11 protein-coding genes are annotated in these 14,838 nt (G+C 71.7%); 5 read left to right on the top strand and 6 right to left on the bottom strand.

All coding sequences use genetic code 11. The features are described from left to right. Positions 1-109 precede the first annotated feature (109 nt). Positions 110-1,483 (bottom strand): sodium/glutamate symporter, encoded by a 1,374-nt coding sequence (locus ACOKM3_RS39320; protein WP_426906075.1) that lies wholly within the window; start codon positions 1,481-1,483, stop codon positions 110-112. A 128-nt stretch (positions 1,484-1,611) separates the two neighbouring features. Beyond that, the gene (locus ACOKM3_RS39315; RefSeq protein WP_426906074.1) at positions 1,612-2,700 is read right to left on the bottom strand and encodes an alcohol dehydrogenase catalytic domain-containing protein; all 1,089 of its coding nucleotides are present in this window, start codon (positions 2,698-2,700) and stop codon (positions 1,612-1,614) included. 156 nt (positions 2,701-2,856) lie between these two features. On the opposite strand from ACOKM3_RS39315, the gene ACOKM3_RS39310 reads away from it, so the two are divergent. Then, a complete protein-coding gene (locus tag ACOKM3_RS39310) occupies positions 2,857-3,747 on the top strand; it encodes a LysR family transcriptional regulator (protein ID WP_426906073.1) in 891 nt (296 codons plus the stop codon). Between the two features lie 47 nt (positions 3,748-3,794). Here the strand turns inward: ACOKM3_RS39310 and ACOKM3_RS39305 are convergent, their stop codons facing one another. From ACOKM3_RS39305 to kdgD, 3 genes are all read right to left on the bottom strand, one after another. Further along, a complete protein-coding gene (locus ACOKM3_RS39305; RefSeq protein WP_426906072.1) occupies positions 3,795-5,117 on the bottom strand; it encodes a gluconate:H+ symporter in 1,323 nt (440 codons plus the stop codon). A 119-nt stretch (positions 5,118-5,236) separates the two neighbouring features. Then, positions 5,237-6,586, bottom strand: a complete 1,350-nt coding sequence (gene gudD, locus ACOKM3_RS39300; RefSeq protein ID WP_426906071.1) for a glucarate dehydratase — start codon at positions 6,584-6,586, stop codon at positions 5,237-5,239. 87 nt (positions 6,587-6,673) lie between these two features. After that, positions 6,674-7,606, bottom strand: a complete 933-nt coding sequence (kdgD, locus tag ACOKM3_RS39295; protein ID WP_426906070.1) for a 5-dehydro-4-deoxyglucarate dehydratase — start codon at positions 7,604-7,606, stop codon at positions 6,674-6,676. A gap of 310 nt (positions 7,607-7,916) precedes the next feature. Between kdgD and ACOKM3_RS39290 the strand changes: the two genes are divergently transcribed. After that, a complete protein-coding gene (locus ACOKM3_RS39290; protein ID WP_426906069.1) occupies positions 7,917-8,516 on the top strand; it encodes a TetR/AcrR family transcriptional regulator in 600 nt (199 codons plus the stop codon). A 55-nt stretch (positions 8,517-8,571) separates the two neighbouring features. Beyond that, positions 8,572-10,941, top strand: a complete 2,370-nt coding sequence (locus ACOKM3_RS39285) for an MFS transporter (protein WP_426906068.1) — start codon at positions 8,572-8,574, stop codon at positions 10,939-10,941. Between the two features lie 97 nt (positions 10,942-11,038). On the opposite strand, the gene ACOKM3_RS39280 is transcribed toward ACOKM3_RS39285, so the two are convergent. Beyond that, positions 11,039-11,938, bottom strand: coding sequence for a LysR family transcriptional regulator (locus ACOKM3_RS39280; protein WP_426906067.1), 900 nt, complete (start codon positions 11,936-11,938; stop codon positions 11,039-11,041). 164 nt (positions 11,939-12,102) lie between these two features. On the opposite strand from ACOKM3_RS39280, the gene ACOKM3_RS39275 reads away from it, so the two are divergent. Both ACOKM3_RS39275 and ACOKM3_RS39270 read left to right on the top strand, forming a co-directional pair. Then, positions 12,103-13,533: a M20 family metallopeptidase gene (locus ACOKM3_RS39275; RefSeq protein WP_426906066.1), complete on the top strand. Its 1,431-nt coding sequence runs from the start codon at positions 12,103-12,105 to the stop codon at positions 13,531-13,533. After that, positions 13,530-14,819 carry an MFS transporter gene (locus ACOKM3_RS39270; protein WP_426906065.1) on the top strand — a complete coding sequence of 430 codons (1,290 nt, stop codon included), beginning with the start codon at positions 13,530-13,532 and terminating at the stop codon, positions 14,817-14,819. The genes ACOKM3_RS39275 and ACOKM3_RS39270 overlap by 4 nt, the downstream gene beginning before the upstream one ends. Positions 14,820-14,838: the final 19 nt, after the last annotated feature.

Raw genomic sequence — 14,838 nt, 5'->3', positions numbered from 1 at the left:
GCGCTTGCGATGCCCGGCAATCATCGGATGATTCGGGGAGCCCGTGCAATGGGTGTGCACGAAGAACGCCCCGGGCTTCCTGCCCGGGGCGTTGTCGGCGCATGGTGTCTCAGACTCCGGCGCTCTCCTTGGCGGGCGTCGCGTCCGCCTTCGCCTTGCCGCGCGGAGCCCATCCGGCCAGCCACGGCAGGACGAGCGCGAGCACACCGACCGCGGCCCACGCGCCGCCGACGGCCCAGGCGGCTCCGGCCGACAGCAGGACGGGCACGAAGGTCACGGTGGCCGTCTCGACGGGCGCGACGGGGATGTACGCGACGCCGAACTCCTCCAGTGTGCCGCTCTTCAGCTTCGGGTCGACCATGCGCAGCAGGGCGATCGCGGTCGCGGCGGCGCCGGTCGTCCAGCCCCACGTCACGAGCCCCTTCTCGAACCAGTTCCCCTCGAAGAGGCGCGGCGCGACGACCAGGAAGAGGAAGAGCACGAGGGCGAGGCCGACCGCGAACATCAGCGCCAGCGGCAGCCAGTAGTCGGCGACGAAGCTGGGCACGATGGAGGCGATGCCGCAGGTGATCAGGACGTCGGTGGCGGTGCCCGAGAGCGACTTGAGCGAGTCCCCGTCGACGTAGTTCCAGGCCTTGGTGCGGGCCACGACGGCGCGCAGGAGCAGACCGAGGATGAAGGCCAGCGCGAAGACCGGGAGCATCAGCGAGGGGAACATCCCGGTGATCCACTCGGAGACGCCGTACGCGGCGGCGGCGAGCGCGGCGATGACCGCGATCTGGAAGCAGAGCGGCTCGATCGAGGCGGGCGAGGTGGTCGCGCGGCCGGTGGGGTGGCGCTCCTCGTCGTTGCGCACGAGGCCGGTGCGCAGCTCCTCGGGGAGCGTCTCGAAGCGGCCGACGCTGCTGGTGTGGCCGCGCCGCGCGCCCCAGTTGCACAGGATGATGCCGCCGACGACGCCGACGAGCATGCCCACGGTGGCCGAGGTGAAGCCGAGCGAGCTGGCGCCCTCCCAGCCGTTCGTCTCGAAGGCGGTGCCGAGCGCGGCCGCCGTGCCGAAGCCGCCGGCCCAGCCCGCGAAGAGCAGCGCGCCGAAGGCGTCGGGCACGTCCCACACGGGTTGCAGGAGCACCAGGCCGAGGACGACACCGATGCCCACCTGGAGGGCGTAGGCGGCGACACCGTACGAGCCGAAGGAGCCGGCCGCCTTGCCGAAGCCCTTGAGGCCGAGGCCGTCGGTGAGGGCGAGGCAGGCGAACACGACGACGATGAGCACGGACGCGTAGGTGCCGAGCTGGTCGGAGAAGGGCAGCAGCCCCGCCCCTTCCGGGCCGAGCGCGAGGCCGAGGAAGCCCGCCATGACGCTGGAGGGCAGCATCAGCCGCTGGAACAGCCGGACATGGGCCCGCAGCAGTGTGCCGACGAGCAGCAGCGCGGCGATGAGACCGGCGTCGCTGAGCAGCGACCACGGCGAGTAGGACACGGGGACTCCGGGGTGGGGCAGGCACCTCAGTCAGTGCGGGACGAGCGGGGTGATCCGGAGTTTTCTATCAGCAAAGAAACGGTAAAGGGAAACCCAGGTTCCGCTTTGCCGGGTTCCGCTCTGTCGGGTCAGCCGCTCGTGGGCACCAGAACGGTGCGGTCGAACGGGCCGCCGTGGGCAGCGGCGTACGCGACGGCCTCGTTGACCTCGTCCAGCGGAAAGGTCCGGACACGTTCGGCGGCGAGGTCCGGGGCGCCGGCGGCCAGCAGCCGGATGATGCCGGTGTTCGCCTCCCGCGGGTACATCCACTGCCCGCGCACCGTGATCGAATTGCGCATCAGCCACGGGTAGGGGAACGCGAGGTCGTCGCCGCCGAGCATGCCGACGCCGCCCATGAGGACGACGCGGCCGTACTCGCGCACGGTCATCGCCGCCGCGCGCGTCACGGAACTGGGCGCGCTCGGCGGGAGCAGGTCGAGCATCATGTCGACCGGCCCCTCGGCCGCGGCGCTCGTCGCCGCGCGGTCGGCGGCCCCGTCACCGGTCAGCCGGACGGTGCGCACCCGCGGACCGAACCGGTCGGCGAGCAGATCGAGAGCGGCCCGGTTCCGGCCGGGCGCGACCACCCGCCCCGCCCCCATCGCGAGGGCGACCGCGACCGCGCAGCTGCCCAGGTTCCCGGTGGCCCCGCTGACCAGCAGCGTCTCCCCCGCCGCGAGCCCGCCGGCCAGCAGCCCTCCGTACGGGATGATGTGCGCGCCGATCGCCGCCCACCGGGCCGGGTCCTCCCCCGCCTGCGCGGGCAGCGGGAAGACGTTCTCCGTGGGGACGCGCATCAGCTCGGCGAACGCCCCGTCGTGCAGGTGCCGGGCGAGCGCGGCGCCACCCTCCCCGCGTGAACTCCAGCCCTGGAGCGCGATGTCGGGGGTCAGCGCGTCGTCGCGCGAGCGCACGGTCATGTCGCACCACACGAGGTCGCCCACGCGCAGCCGGGTGGCGCCCGGGCCGATGCGCACGATCCGGCCCACGCCGCCGATACCGGGCACGACGGGCGGGACGAGCGGGTAGTTCCGTACGCCGCCGAAGACCTCGTCCGCGTACGGGGCCACGGGCGCGGCCAGCACTTCGACCACCACCTCACCAGTGTGGGGCTTCGGGTCGGGCAGCTCACGCACCGTGAGCGGGGCGCCGAACTTCGTCAGGACCGCTGCGCGCATGGGTGGACCTCCGGGTGTGAGGGGACGGCTTCCGGGATCGACGTTAGGAGCGCGGCGGGCATGCGGGAAGCGACGATCCAGCATCCCTCCCATGCGGTGTTCGCATGGGAGGGATGCTGGTGTCCATACGGAGCGGCCCTGGTATGCGTAGGACCCATGGACATCTCCAGTGCGGGCCTGCGGGTCCTGCGGCAGATCGCGGAGTCCGGCAGTTTCACGGCGGCGGCCGCCCGGCTCGGCTACACGCAGTCGGCCGTCTCCCGCCAGGCCGCCGCCCTCGAACAGGCCACGGGCGCCGCCCTGTTCGAGCGCCGCAGGAACGGGGTGCGGCTCACACCGGCGGGCCTGACCCTGCTGCGGCACGGCCGCACGATCCTCGACGCGGTCGCGGCGGCGGAGCGTGAACTCACCGGGGCCGCGGCGCGGACCGAAGTGGTGCGCCTGGGCGCCGTCCTGAGCGCGGGCGCGGCATTTGTGCCCGCCGCGCTGCGGCGCCTCGCGCAGGCCGATCCGGGGATCACGGTCACCACGCGCGAGGGCACCACGCCCGGCCTGACGCGGGCGCTGCGCGCCGGCTCGATCGACCTGGCGCTGCTCACCTCCCGCCCGCCGCACCGGCCCTCGGACGGCGAGTCGCCGCGCTTGCGGTTCGAGACCGTCGAGGACACCGACCTGGTGGTGGCGGCTCCGTCGACCGGGGAGTTCGCGGGCCGCGCCGGCGTGCACATCGACGAGCTCGTCGACGCGGGGTGGATCGCCACCCCGTCGTCCCGCTCCGAGCCCCTTCTCGGCGTCTGGCCCGGTCTGCCCGGACGGCCGCGCGTGGTGCACTCGGCGCGCGACTGGCTGACGAAGACGCAGCTGGTCGCCGCCGGTCTCGGGGTGACCACGGTGCCGCGCCGGCTCGCTCCGGTGCTGCCGCCGGGAGTGACACTGCTGACCGTCGAGGGGGCGCCGCGCGAGGTCCGCCGCGTACACCTGGCCCGCCTCCCCGGCACCCCGACTCCGGCGATCTCAGCGGTGATCCGGGCCCTCATGCCGGCGTGACATCGGGCCGCGCCGCACGCGACCCGATGTCACTGGTTGCCCGGTCGTCACATCACGGCATTGAGCGCCAGCACCCCACCGAGGCCCAGCAGCGCCAGGACCGTCGTGTACGTGGTCCGTGCCTTGATCGCGTCGAGGACCGAGAGGTTGAAGTACTCCTTGAACATCCAGAAGCCCGGGTCGTTGACGTGGGAGAAGGCGATCGAGCCGCAGGAGACGGCCAGGACCATGAGTTCCGGGGAGGCTCCGCTGCTCGCCACCATCGGCGCCACGATGCCCGCGGCCGTGGACACGGCCACCGTGGCCGAGCCGAGGGCGATGCGCAGGATCGCGGCGATCAGCCAGGCGAGCAGCAGCGGGGAGATCGACCAGTGCTCGGTGGTGTCCTTGATGTAGTCCGAGATGCCGCCCTCGACGAGGACGTTCTTGTACGCGCCGCCCGCCGCGATCACCAGCATGATCATGGCCATGGACTTGGCGGCGTCGCCGCAGGAGGTGGCGATCTCCTTGAACGAGCGGCCGACGCGCGGGCCGAAGACGTACATCGCGAGCAGCAGGGTCAGCAGCAGCGCGAACTCGGGGGAACCGATGAACTTGACGACACCCATGCCCGGGGCGTGGTCGTCGAGGGACATCTCGGCGATGGCCGCGCCGGCGATGAGGATCACCGGCAGCAGGGCGACGGCGAGGGACCAGCCGAGGGCCGGCATCTCGTCCTCGTCGAAGACGCGCTCGGTGACGAGGCCCTCGGGTATCGACGGGTTCATCCGGCGGATGAACGGCAGCCGGGGCCAGACCAGGGCGATCAGGGCGCCGGCCGGGACGGCGATGAACAGGCCGACGAAGAGCGTCTGGCCGACGGAGGCGTCGAACATCTCGGCCACGGCGGTCGGGCCGGGGTGCGGCGGCAGGAAGCTGTGCATCGTGGAGAGCGCGATGGACATCGGCAGGCCGATCCACAGCAGGTTCTGCCGGGTGACGCGGACCAGGGTGAACGCCACCGGGACGATGATGACGAAGGCGACCTCGTAGAACATCGTGACGCCGATGAGCATCGCGGTGACGACCATCGCCACCTGGACCCATCGGTCGCCGAACGCCTTGGTCAGCTTGGTGGCGATGCGCTGGGCCGCTCCCGCGTCACCCATCACGCGGCCGACCATGGCTCCGAGGCCGATCACCGGCAGGGTGCCGGAGAGCTGATCGCCGATACCGGCCTCCAGGACATCGGAGATCTCCGGCAGGCTGATGCCCTGGACCATCGCGACGACCACCGCGACGAGAAGCAGGGACACGAAGCCGTTGAGCTTCATCTTGGTCATCAAAAACAGCAGCGCCACAACACTGAGCGCAACGACGAGCATTGGCATGATCACTTCTCCTTCGAAGTGACGGAGGTGCACGTTCTGAAGTCAGGGCATGCGAGGGCTCGGTGCGGCGTCGCGGACGGACGCCGCACCGGCAGAAGAGAGGCGCGAGCGGAGAAGGCTCAGCGCACCAGCGCGGGGCGCTTGGCGTCGAAGGTCCAGCCGGGGACCAGGTACTGCATACCGGCGGCGTCGTCGCGGCTGCCGAGGCCGAGGGAGAGGTAGCGCTGGTGGGCCGCCTCGATCTGCTCCATGTCCAACTCGACGCCCAGGCCCGGGCGTTCGGGCAGGGCGATGGCGCCGCCCTCGATGGGCAGCGGCTCACGGGTCAGGCGCTGGCCGTCCTGCCAGATCCAGTGGGTGTCGATGGCGGTGATGTCACCGGGCGCCGCGGCGGCGACGTGCGTGAACATCGCCAGCGATACGTCGAAGTGGTTGTTGGAGTGCGAACCCCAGGTCAGGCCCCAGGCGTCGCAGAGCTGCGCGACGCGCACCGAACCGTTCATGGTCCAGAAGTGCGGGTCCGCCAGCGGGATGTCGACCGCGTCGGACTTGATGGCGTGGCCCAGCTGCCGCCAGTCCGTGGCGATCATGTTGGTGGCGGTCTTGAGGCCCGTGGCGCGGCGGAACTCGGCCATCACCTCACGGCCCGAGTAGCCGCCCTCGGCGCCGCACGGGTCCTCGGCGTAGGCGAGCACGTCACGCAGCGAACGGCCGATCTCGACGGCCTCGTCCAGCAGCCAGCCGCCGTTGGGGTCGAGGGTGATGCGGGCCTCGGGGAACCGTTCGGCGAGCGCGGTGACGGCCTCGGCCTCGGCGCGTCCGTCGAGCACGCCGCCCTTGAGCTTGAAGTCCTGGAACCCGTACCGCTCCTGGGCCGCCTCGGCGAGCGCGACGACCGCCTCGGGGGTGAGCGCCTCCTCGCTGCGCAGCCGCTCCCAGGCGTCCTTCGCGTCGGACTCGTCGCGGTACGGGAGGTCGGTGCGGCGGCGGTCACCGACGTAGAAGAGGTAGCCGAGGACGGGGACGGACGTGCGCTGCACGCCCTCGCCGAGGAGCGCCGCGACCGGCACGTTCAGGTACTGGCCGAGCAGGTCGAGGAGCGCGGCCTCGACGGCGGTGACCGCGTGCACGGTGACGCGCAGGTCGAAGGTCTGCGCGCCGCGGCCGCCCGCGTCCCGGTCGCCGAACCGCTCGCGTATCGCGCGCAGCACCGCCTGCGGGTCACCGACGGGCCGGCCGACGACGAGGTCGGTGGCGTCTTCGAGGGTGCCGCGGATGGGCTCGCCGCCGGGGACCTCGCCCACGCCGGTGCGGCCGTCGGAGTCGGTGAGGATCACCAGGTTGCGGGTGAAGTACGGGGCGTGGGCGCCGCTCAGGTTCAGCAGCATGCTGTCCTGGCCTGCGACCGGGACGACCCGCATCGAGGCGACGACGGGGGTGGCGGCGGGGGGTACGGCCTTGGTGCTCATGGACGGTGAGACCTTTCGCGTGCGGCTCGCAGGCGGATGAGGGGACCTACGGAAGGGGGCGGTGCATGGGTCGTGCGGGGTGTGCTCTCAGAGGTTGATGCCCTTGATCAGCGTGCTGAGCGCGTCGAGTTCGTCGGGTTCGAGGTCGGTGAGCGGCGGGCGGACCGGGCCCGCGGGGTGGCCGGTGGCGGTGAGTCCCGCCTTGACGATGCTGACCGCGTAGCCGCTCTTGCGGTTGCGGATCTCCGTGTACGGGAGGACGAACTCGCGCAGCTTGCGCAGGACTTCGTCGTGGCGGCGGGCGCGGACGTCCGCGTAGAAGGAGAGCGCGAACTCGGGGACGAAGTTGAAGATGGCCGACGAGTAGGTGGTGACACCGAGTTCGAGGTACGGCAGGGCGAAGGTCTCGGCGGTGGGCAGGCCGCCGATGTAGGTAAGGCGGTCGCCGAGCTTCGTGTAGATGCGGGTCATGGCGTCGATGTCACCGACGCCGTCCTTGAAGCCGATCAGGTTCGGGCAGCGCTCGGCGACGCGGGCCACGGTGTCGGCGCGGTACACGGCGTTCGCGCGGCTGTAGATGATGACACCGAGGTTCGTCGCCTCGCAGACCGCTTCGACGTGCGCGGCGAGTCCGTCCTGCGGGGCCTCGGTGAGGTAGGGCGGGAAGAGCAGGATGCCGTCGGCGCCCGCGCTCTCGGCGGCCCTCGCCATCTCGACGGCGGTGGCGGTGCCGTAGCCGACCGGGGCCAGGATCGGCGTGCCCTCGGGCGCGGCGGCCACGGCGGCGGCGACGACACGCCCGACCTCGGGCACGGTCAGCGAGAAGAACTCGCCGGTGCCGCCGGCCGCGAAGAGCCCGGCCACCTCGTACGCTCCCAGGCGGCCGACGTGCTCCCGGTAGGCCTCCTCGTCGAAGTCGAGGGCGGCGGGGTGGTCCTCGTCCCGGAAGTGGGTCACGGGGAAGGACAGCAAGCCCGAACCGAGACGTCGACCGAGGTCGGCGGGCGTGTAGGCGGTCATAGCGGTGGTGCTCCCGAACTGAGGTGTGCGACAGACGTACCAGGAGGCGGGCCGACTCCCGTATGGCCTGCGTCACTGGTCTGGCGTGACGCTATGAGCTGCGGCTGATGCACGTCCAACACCGATTTCGCATCTTGCGATGCGCATTCGGAATCATTGCGGCGGCGGTCCGGACCAACCCCACAGCGAAACGTTTGCGTTTCGATGACGGGAGGGCGTACCTTTTAGCGGTACGAAACCGTTTCGGATCGCTTATCCGCGCACGACAGAACGCGAGCGGATCCGCGCACCACCATCAGGCAAGGAACCCATGGGGCTGCCCGAACCCCTCACGCGCAGAAAGCGGCGCACCCGGCTCACCCCCGAGCGGGAGCGCGAGCTCTACGGACGCACCCTCGACCTCGTACGCGACGTCGGCTACGAGACGATGACGCTCGACGCCGTCGCCGCGGAGTCGCGGTGCAGCAAGGCCACGCTCTACCGGCAGTGGGGCAGCAAGCCACGCCTGGTGTCCGAGGCGCTGCGCGAGATGCGGCCGTTCTCCCTCGAGGACCTCGACACCGGGTCCCTGAGGGGCGATCTGCACGCGCTCGCGCAGCGGATCGGCGAGGCCCGCAAGGACCTCGACCTCGTACGCGGCATCTCGCTGGCCATCCGCAAGGACGCGGAGCTCGCGGACGCCGTGCACGAGGCGCTCGTCCAGCCCGAGCTCGACCTGTTCGAGTCGATGCTCGCGCGGGCCGCGGAGCGCGGCGAGATCGACCGCTCCGCACCCGCCTGCGGTTTCCTTCCGCACATGTTCGTCGGCTCCGTCTTCTCCCGGCCGCTCCTGGAGCGGCAGGCGGCCGACACCGAATATCTCCAGCGCTACGTGGACACCGTCGTCCTCCCCTTGTTGCTGAACGCCTGACCGCCTCCGGCCCCTCCCGGCCTCCGGCTACCGACAGACCTCGAAGGACCACGCAATGCCCACCCCGCTCGACGCGCGCGAGCGTCCGGCCGCGGCCTCGTCCGCACAGCCGCCGGGCGCCCCGGCCGCGCACCACGTGCCCCACCGCTGGTGGGTGCTGGCCGTCATCGGCCTCGCCCAGCTGATGGTGGTGCTCGACGCCACCATCGTGAACATCGCCCTGCCGTCCGCCCAGGCGGACCTCGGCTTCTCCGACGACGGCCGCCAGTGGGTCGTCACCGCCTACTCGCTCGCCTTCGGCAGCCTCCTGCTGCTCGGCGGCAAGCTGTCCGACCTCTTCGGGCGCAAGAACACACTGATCATCGGCCTCATAGGGTTCGCGGGTTCGTCCGCCATCGCCGGTGCCGCCACCGGGTTCTCGATGCTCGTCGCGGGCCGCGCCCTCCAGGGTGTCTTCGGCGCGATCCTCGCGCCGACCGCGATGGCGCTGCTCACGACGACCTTCACCGAGCCGAAGGAGCGCGCCCGCGCGTTCGGCATCTTCGGTGCGATCGCCGGTTCCGGTGGCGCCATCGGCATGCTGCTCGGCGGCTTCCTCACCGAGCACCTCGACTGGCGCTGGACGCTCTACGTCAACCTGGTCATCGCCGCGGTCGCGGTCGTCGGCGCGATCGTCTTCGTCCGCAAGCCCGCGCCCGGCCCGCGTCCCAAGCTCGACCTGCTGGGCACGCTGCTCGTCGCGGCGGGCCTCTTCAGCATCGTCTTCGGCTTCTCCAACGCCGAGACGCACAGCTGGGGCAACTGGATGTGCTGGGTCTTCCTGGCCGCGGGTGTCGTGCTGCTCGCGCTCTTCATCGTGTGGCAGACGCGAGCCAAGCACCCGCTGCTGCCGCTGCGCGTCCTGGCCGACCGCAACCGTGCCGCTTCCTACGTGAGCGTGTTCATCACCGGCGCGGGCATGTTCGGGATCTTCCTGTTCCTGACCTACTACCTGCAGATCATCCTCGGCAAGAGCCCGATGGAGACCGGCGTCGCGTTCCTGCCGATGATCCTGTCGCTGATGGTGACGGCGCAGATCGCCACCATGGCGCTGGTTCCGAAGCTCGGCCCCAAGCCGGTCGTCCCGGTCGGCATGGGTCTCACCGCGGGCGGCCTTGTCTGGCTCACCGCGCTCGACGTGACCAGCAGCTACGCCTCGCACGTGCTGCCTCCGCTGATCATGATCGGTGTCGGTATCGGTCTCGTGATGCCGCCCGCGATGAGCCTCGCCACCCTCGGGGTCGACCCGAAGGACCAGGGCGTCGCCGCCGCGACCGTGAACACCATGCAGCAGGTCGGCGGTTCGATCGGTACGGCGCTGTTCAGCACCATGGCCGCGACGGCCGCATCGAACTACATCGCCGACCACGGTGCCTCGAAGCTCGACCAGGCCGAGGCCGCCGTGCACAGCTACGCGACCGCGTACTGGTGGGCCGCCGGGTTCTTCGTCGCCGGTCTCGTCATCTCGGTGCTGCTGTACCGTGCGGGCCGTCCGCTGGCCCACGCGCAGCAGAAGGTCGAGTCGTCGTCCGAGGCGGCCGAGGTCGCCGAGTCCGTGGCCTCCGCCTCTCCCGTCACTCCCGTCACTCCTGTCGCCACCGCTCCCGCGGTGGAGGGGCCGGGTGTGCACGGCCGGATCCTCGACGCCCAGGGTGCTCCCCTGACGGGCGCCGTGGTCACCCTGATCGACCGCACCGGAGCCCAGATCGGCCGCGGCGCCGCCGCATCCGACGGCAGCTACGCGGTGTCGGCCCCGTCCGGCGACGGCGACGGTTACGTCCTCGTCGGCTCGGCGCCCGGCCGTGACCCGCGGGTCGCCACGCTCGCGCTCCGCGCCGACGGACCGGTCAGCTTCGACCTCGTCCTCAGCGGCGACGGCGGCCTCTACGGCACCGTGCGGTCCGAGTCCGACTCGGCGCCCGTCATCGGCGCGCTCGTCATCACCACCGACGAGCGCGGTGAGACCGTCGGCTCGGCGCTCACCGACACGGACGGCGGCTACTCGCTGCCGCAGCTGCCGCCCGGCGCCTACACGTTCACGGCCAGCGCGGAGGGCTTCCAGCCGTACGCGGGTCAGGCCCAGGTCGCGGGCGGCACCGCCACCCGGCAGGACGCCGTGCTGCGCTCCGCCGCGACCCTGACCGGCACGGTCCGTGGCACCGACGGCTCCCCGGTGAACGACGCCCGCGTCACCCTCCTCGACCAGGCGGGCAACGTGGTCGCGGTGCACACCACGGGCGACGACGGCGCGTACGCCTTCGCCGGCCTGTCCGGCGCCACGTACACGGTGATCGCCAGCGGCTACCCGCCGGTGTCGAAGCCGGTCACGGTGTCGGGCACGGGCAACCCGAGCGACCTCGACGTCGCGCTCGGCCACGGGGACTGACGGCCCCCGACGACTGAGTGAGCACACCGCCGCGGGCGAGGCAGACTTCTGCCTCGCCCGCGGCGCTTTTGCTGGGTGCACGGCGGACCGCCCGCCCTCACACCGCCCGATGCCCCAGCGCGTCGATCACCCGGTCCATGAAATCCGCTGCGGCGGGCGGGAGTTCGCGGCCCGCGCGGCATTGGACCTGGAGGGTGCGCTGGCGGAATTCCTTCTCTTCGAGGGGGACGGCGGCCAGTGCGCGGCGGTCGGACGGGCTCAGGGTGACGCGGCTGGCCAGGGTGACCGCGCTGCTGGCGCGTACGAAGCGCAGGAGGGCGTCCACCGTCGTGCACTCGAAGACGCCCTCCACCGTGAGCTGGTGGGCCGCCGCCGAGGCCTCCAGGAGCAGCCGGCTCGTGGTGTCGGTCGACGGGAGGGCCACCGGGTGCCGGACAAGGTCGCGGACCGAGACGGCCTGCTTGTCCGCGAGGGGGTGGCCCCGACGGACGATCGCGCACAGTGGGGCTTCTTGTGTGTAACGGATCGACACACCCGCCGGCAGCGCGATGTTGAAGGTGACGCCGAGGTCGGCGATGCCCTCCGCCACCATCTGGGTCGCCTCCGTCGGGCGCGCCACGTGCAGGATGACGCGGGCCTCCGGGTGCGCCGCGTGGAAGCCCGCCGCGACGTCGGGCAGCAGGTGGTGGGTGACACCGATCGTGGCCGCGACGGTGATGACCGCCCTGCTCGTCCGGCGCTGATGCACCTCGTCGGTGAACGCCTCGGCGTCCTGGATCGCCCGCCGCGCGAAGCCCGCGAACGCGCGCCCGGCCGGGGTGGCGGTGACCCCGCTGGGCAGGCGGTCGAAGAGCGGGGCACCCACCTCCCGTTCCAGCCGGGCGAGTTGGCGGCTCACGGCGGAGGCCGCGACGAAGAGGCGGCGTGCCGCCGCGTTCACCGATCCCGTCTCGAAGACGGCGATGAAGTACTTGAGGGCCGGGTCGACCAGCGGCATCGGGTGCCTCTCCCCCTCTCGCGTTGTCTGCGCAGGCACTTTCGTATACATGCCCTGCCCGTTTGCGTTGCCGCAACGGCAACGCACGCGTTCCCATATTGTCACCGACGGACGTCCCACCACCCCTTGTTGGCCCCTTCCCCGCGGTGCCACCGTCGTGGCCCATGAGCAGACAGGACGCGATCGACAGCGCCGCACACCACTTCGACTCCGGGACGTTCAGGGAAGAGCTCACCCGCCTCGTCGCGGTCCCCACCGAGAGCCACGACCCGCGCCAGGAACCCGAGCTGCGCCGCTACTTGGCGGAGGAGGTGGCGCCCCGCCTCGACCGCATGGGGTTCGCCGTCGACATCGCGGAGAACCCCGTCTCCGCCCGCCACCCGTTCCTGGTCGCCCGCCGCACCGAGGCCGAGGGCCTGCCCACGCTCCTCACCTACGGCCACGCGGACGTCCAGCCGGGACACCCCGACCGGTGGCGCGCCGGGCTCGATCCCTGGCAACTCACCGTCGAGGGCGAGCGCTGGTACGGGCGCGGGGTCGCCGACAACAAGGGGCAGCACCTGGTCAATCTCGTCGCCCTGGAGCATGTCATCGGGCAGCGGCAAGGTTCGCTCGGGTACAACGTCGTGTTCCTGCTGGAGACCGGTGAGGAGTTCGGGTCCCCCGGCCTCGCCGAGTTCTGCGAGCAGGAGCGCGGTCGGCTGCTGGCCGCGGATCTGCTCATCGGCTCCGACGGCCCGCGCGTCGCGACGGACCGCCCCACCGTCTTCCTCGGCTCCCGCGGCGCCGTGAACTTCACGCTCTCCCTGGAGCTGCGCGAGGGGTCCCACCACTCCGGCAACCTGGGCGGGCTGCTGCGCAACCCCGGCACCGTCCTGGCCAACGCGATCGCCTGCCTCGTGGACGACCGCGGCAGCATCCGCGTCGAGGGCCTGCGCCCCGCCGGGATCCCCGACGAGGTGCGCCGGGCCCTCGCGGACATCCCCGCCGGCACCGACGGGCCCGCCCCCGATCCCGGCTGGGGCGAGCCGGGGCTCACCCCGAACGAGCGCCTCTTCGCCTGGAACACCATCGAGGTCCTCGCGATGACCACGGGCCAGCCGGACAACCCCACCAACGCCATCCCGGGCACGGCCCGCGCCCACTGCCAACTCCGCTTCGTCGTCGGCCTGGAGGCGTCCGACGTGGAGGGCGAGCTGCGCAAGCACCTCGACGAGCACGGCTTCGACATGGTCGAGGTCACCGCCGACTACGGCATGGAGGCGACCCGGCTCGACCCGGACAACCCCTGGGTGCGCTGGACGCTGGACTCGCTGGAGCGCACGACCGGCACGACGCCCGCGCTCCTGCCCAACCTCGCCGGCTCGCTGCCCAACTCCGCTTTCTCCCGCGGCCTCGGCCTGCCCACGGTGTGGGTTCCGCACTCCTACCCGGGCTGCTCCCAGCACGCCCCCGACGAGCATCTGCCCGCCCCGCTCGTCCGCGAGTCGCTCCAGGTGATGGCCGGCCTCTTCTGGGATCTCGCCGAGCTCAGCGGGCTCGGCACCTGGCCCCCGCAGGCTCCCTCCAGCGACGGCGACGGGATCACCCCATGAGCGCGCCACCAGCGAGAACCACGGGACGGGCGGCCACCACCCCGAGCCCAGGGAAGATCATCACCGCGGCGTGCGTCGGCAACGCCCTGGAGTGGTACGACATCGCGGTCTACAGCTACTTCGCGACGTACCTGTCGAAGGTCTTCTTCACCAACGACGACCCGGCCGTGTCCCTGCTCCTCACCCTGGGCACGTTCGGCGTCTCCTTCCTGATCCGGCCCGTGGGCGCTCTCGTCCTGGGTTCGTACGCCGACCGGGCCGGCCGGAAGGCCGCGCTGACCTGGTCGATCGCCTTGATGGCACTGGGCACGCTGCTGATCTGCGTGATGCCGTCGTACGCGGCGATCGGCGTGGTCGCACCGGTCGGGATCCTCCTCGCCCGGCTCATCCAGGGCTTCGCGGCGGGCGGCGAGTTCGGCAGCGCGACGGCGCTGATGGTCGAGTTCATGCCGAACCGCCGTGGCTTCGCCGCGAGTTGGCAGTTCACCAGCCAGGCCGCCAGCACCCTGCTCGCGGCCCTCCTCGGCACCGTGCTCACCTCGACGCTCAGCGAGGACCAGCTCACCTCGTGGGGCTTCAGGATCCCGTTCCTCATCGGCCTGCTCGTGGCGCCCGTGGGCCTCTACATCCGCCGCAACGTGCCCGAACCGCCCGCCGCCGCGCCGGAGTCCGAACCCGTCCGTGCGCCGGTCCGCACCATGCTGCGCGAGCACAAGGCCGGCGTGCTGCTCACCATCGGGCTGCTCGCCGTCACGACCTGCCTCAACTACCTGATCACGTACATCCCGACGTACGCGACGAAGACCCTGGGCCTCCCGGACTCCACGGGCTTCATCGCGGCCCTCGCCGGCGGTCTGGTGCTGCTCGCGGTGACGAGCGTGGCGGGCCACTTCTCCGACCGGGTGGGTCAGATCGCGATCATGATTCCGGCGGCGGGCGCGGTCCTGCTGCTGATCTACCCGATGTTCGCGCTCCTCGTGGCCGCGCCCTCGCTGGCCCTGCTGATCGGCGTCGTCATGGTGATGGCGCTCTTCAAGGGCTGCTATTACGGCCCCATGGGCGCACTCATGGCCGGCATCTTCCCGGCCGAGACCCGCGCGACCGGCATGGCGGTGGGCTACAACATCGGTGTCACCGTCTTCGGCGGCTTCACCCCGATGATCGCGGCCTGGCTGCTCGACACGACCGGGCAGTCCGCGGCCCCCAGCTACTGGGTGGCGTTCGCCGCCGTGGCGAGCCTGACCAGCCTGTTCGTGCTGCGCCGCCGCACCCTGCACTCCCGATGACCAGCGACCTACGGGCCCG

The organism is Streptomyces nidicola, from assembly GCF_050106155.1.
Lineage (GTDB): Bacteria > Actinomycetota > Actinomycetes > Streptomycetales > Streptomycetaceae > Streptomyces.
The sequence above is the reverse complement of the archived record's forward strand: the minus strand, read 5'-3'. Positions and strand labels throughout refer to the sequence as shown.

Bases quoted from the DNA above. Each gene is read 5' to 3' on its own strand.
- ACOKM3_RS39315 (WP_426906074.1), bottom strand. From the start codon at position 2,700: ATGCGCGCAGCGGTCCTGACGAAGTTCGGCGCCCCGCTCACGGTGCGT.
- ACOKM3_RS39310 (WP_426906073.1), top strand. From the start codon at position 2,857: ATGGACATCTCCAGTGCGGGCCTGCGGGTCCTGCGGCAGATCGCGGAG.
- ACOKM3_RS39305 (WP_426906072.1), bottom strand. From the start codon at position 5,117: ATGCCAATGCTCGTCGTTGCGCTCAGTGTTGTGGCGCTGCTGTTTTTG.
- gudD (WP_426906071.1), bottom strand. From the start codon at position 6,586: ATGAGCACCAAGGCCGTACCCCCCGCCGCCACCCCCGTCGTCGCCTCG.
- kdgD (WP_426906070.1), bottom strand. From the start codon at position 7,606: ATGACCGCCTACACGCCCGCCGACCTCGGTCGACGTCTCGGTTCGGGC.
- ACOKM3_RS39290 (WP_426906069.1), top strand. From the start codon at position 7,917: ATGGGGCTGCCCGAACCCCTCACGCGCAGAAAGCGGCGCACCCGGCTC.
- ACOKM3_RS39285 (WP_426906068.1), top strand. From the start codon at position 8,572: ATGCCCACCCCGCTCGACGCGCGCGAGCGTCCGGCCGCGGCCTCGTCC.
- ACOKM3_RS39280 (WP_426906067.1), bottom strand. From the start codon at position 11,938: ATGCCGCTGGTCGACCCGGCCCTCAAGTACTTCATCGCCGTCTTCGAG.
- ACOKM3_RS39275 (WP_426906066.1), top strand. From the start codon at position 12,103: ATGAGCAGACAGGACGCGATCGACAGCGCCGCACACCACTTCGACTCC.
- ACOKM3_RS39270 (WP_426906065.1), top strand. From the start codon at position 13,530: ATGAGCGCGCCACCAGCGAGAACCACGGGACGGGCGGCCACCACCCCG.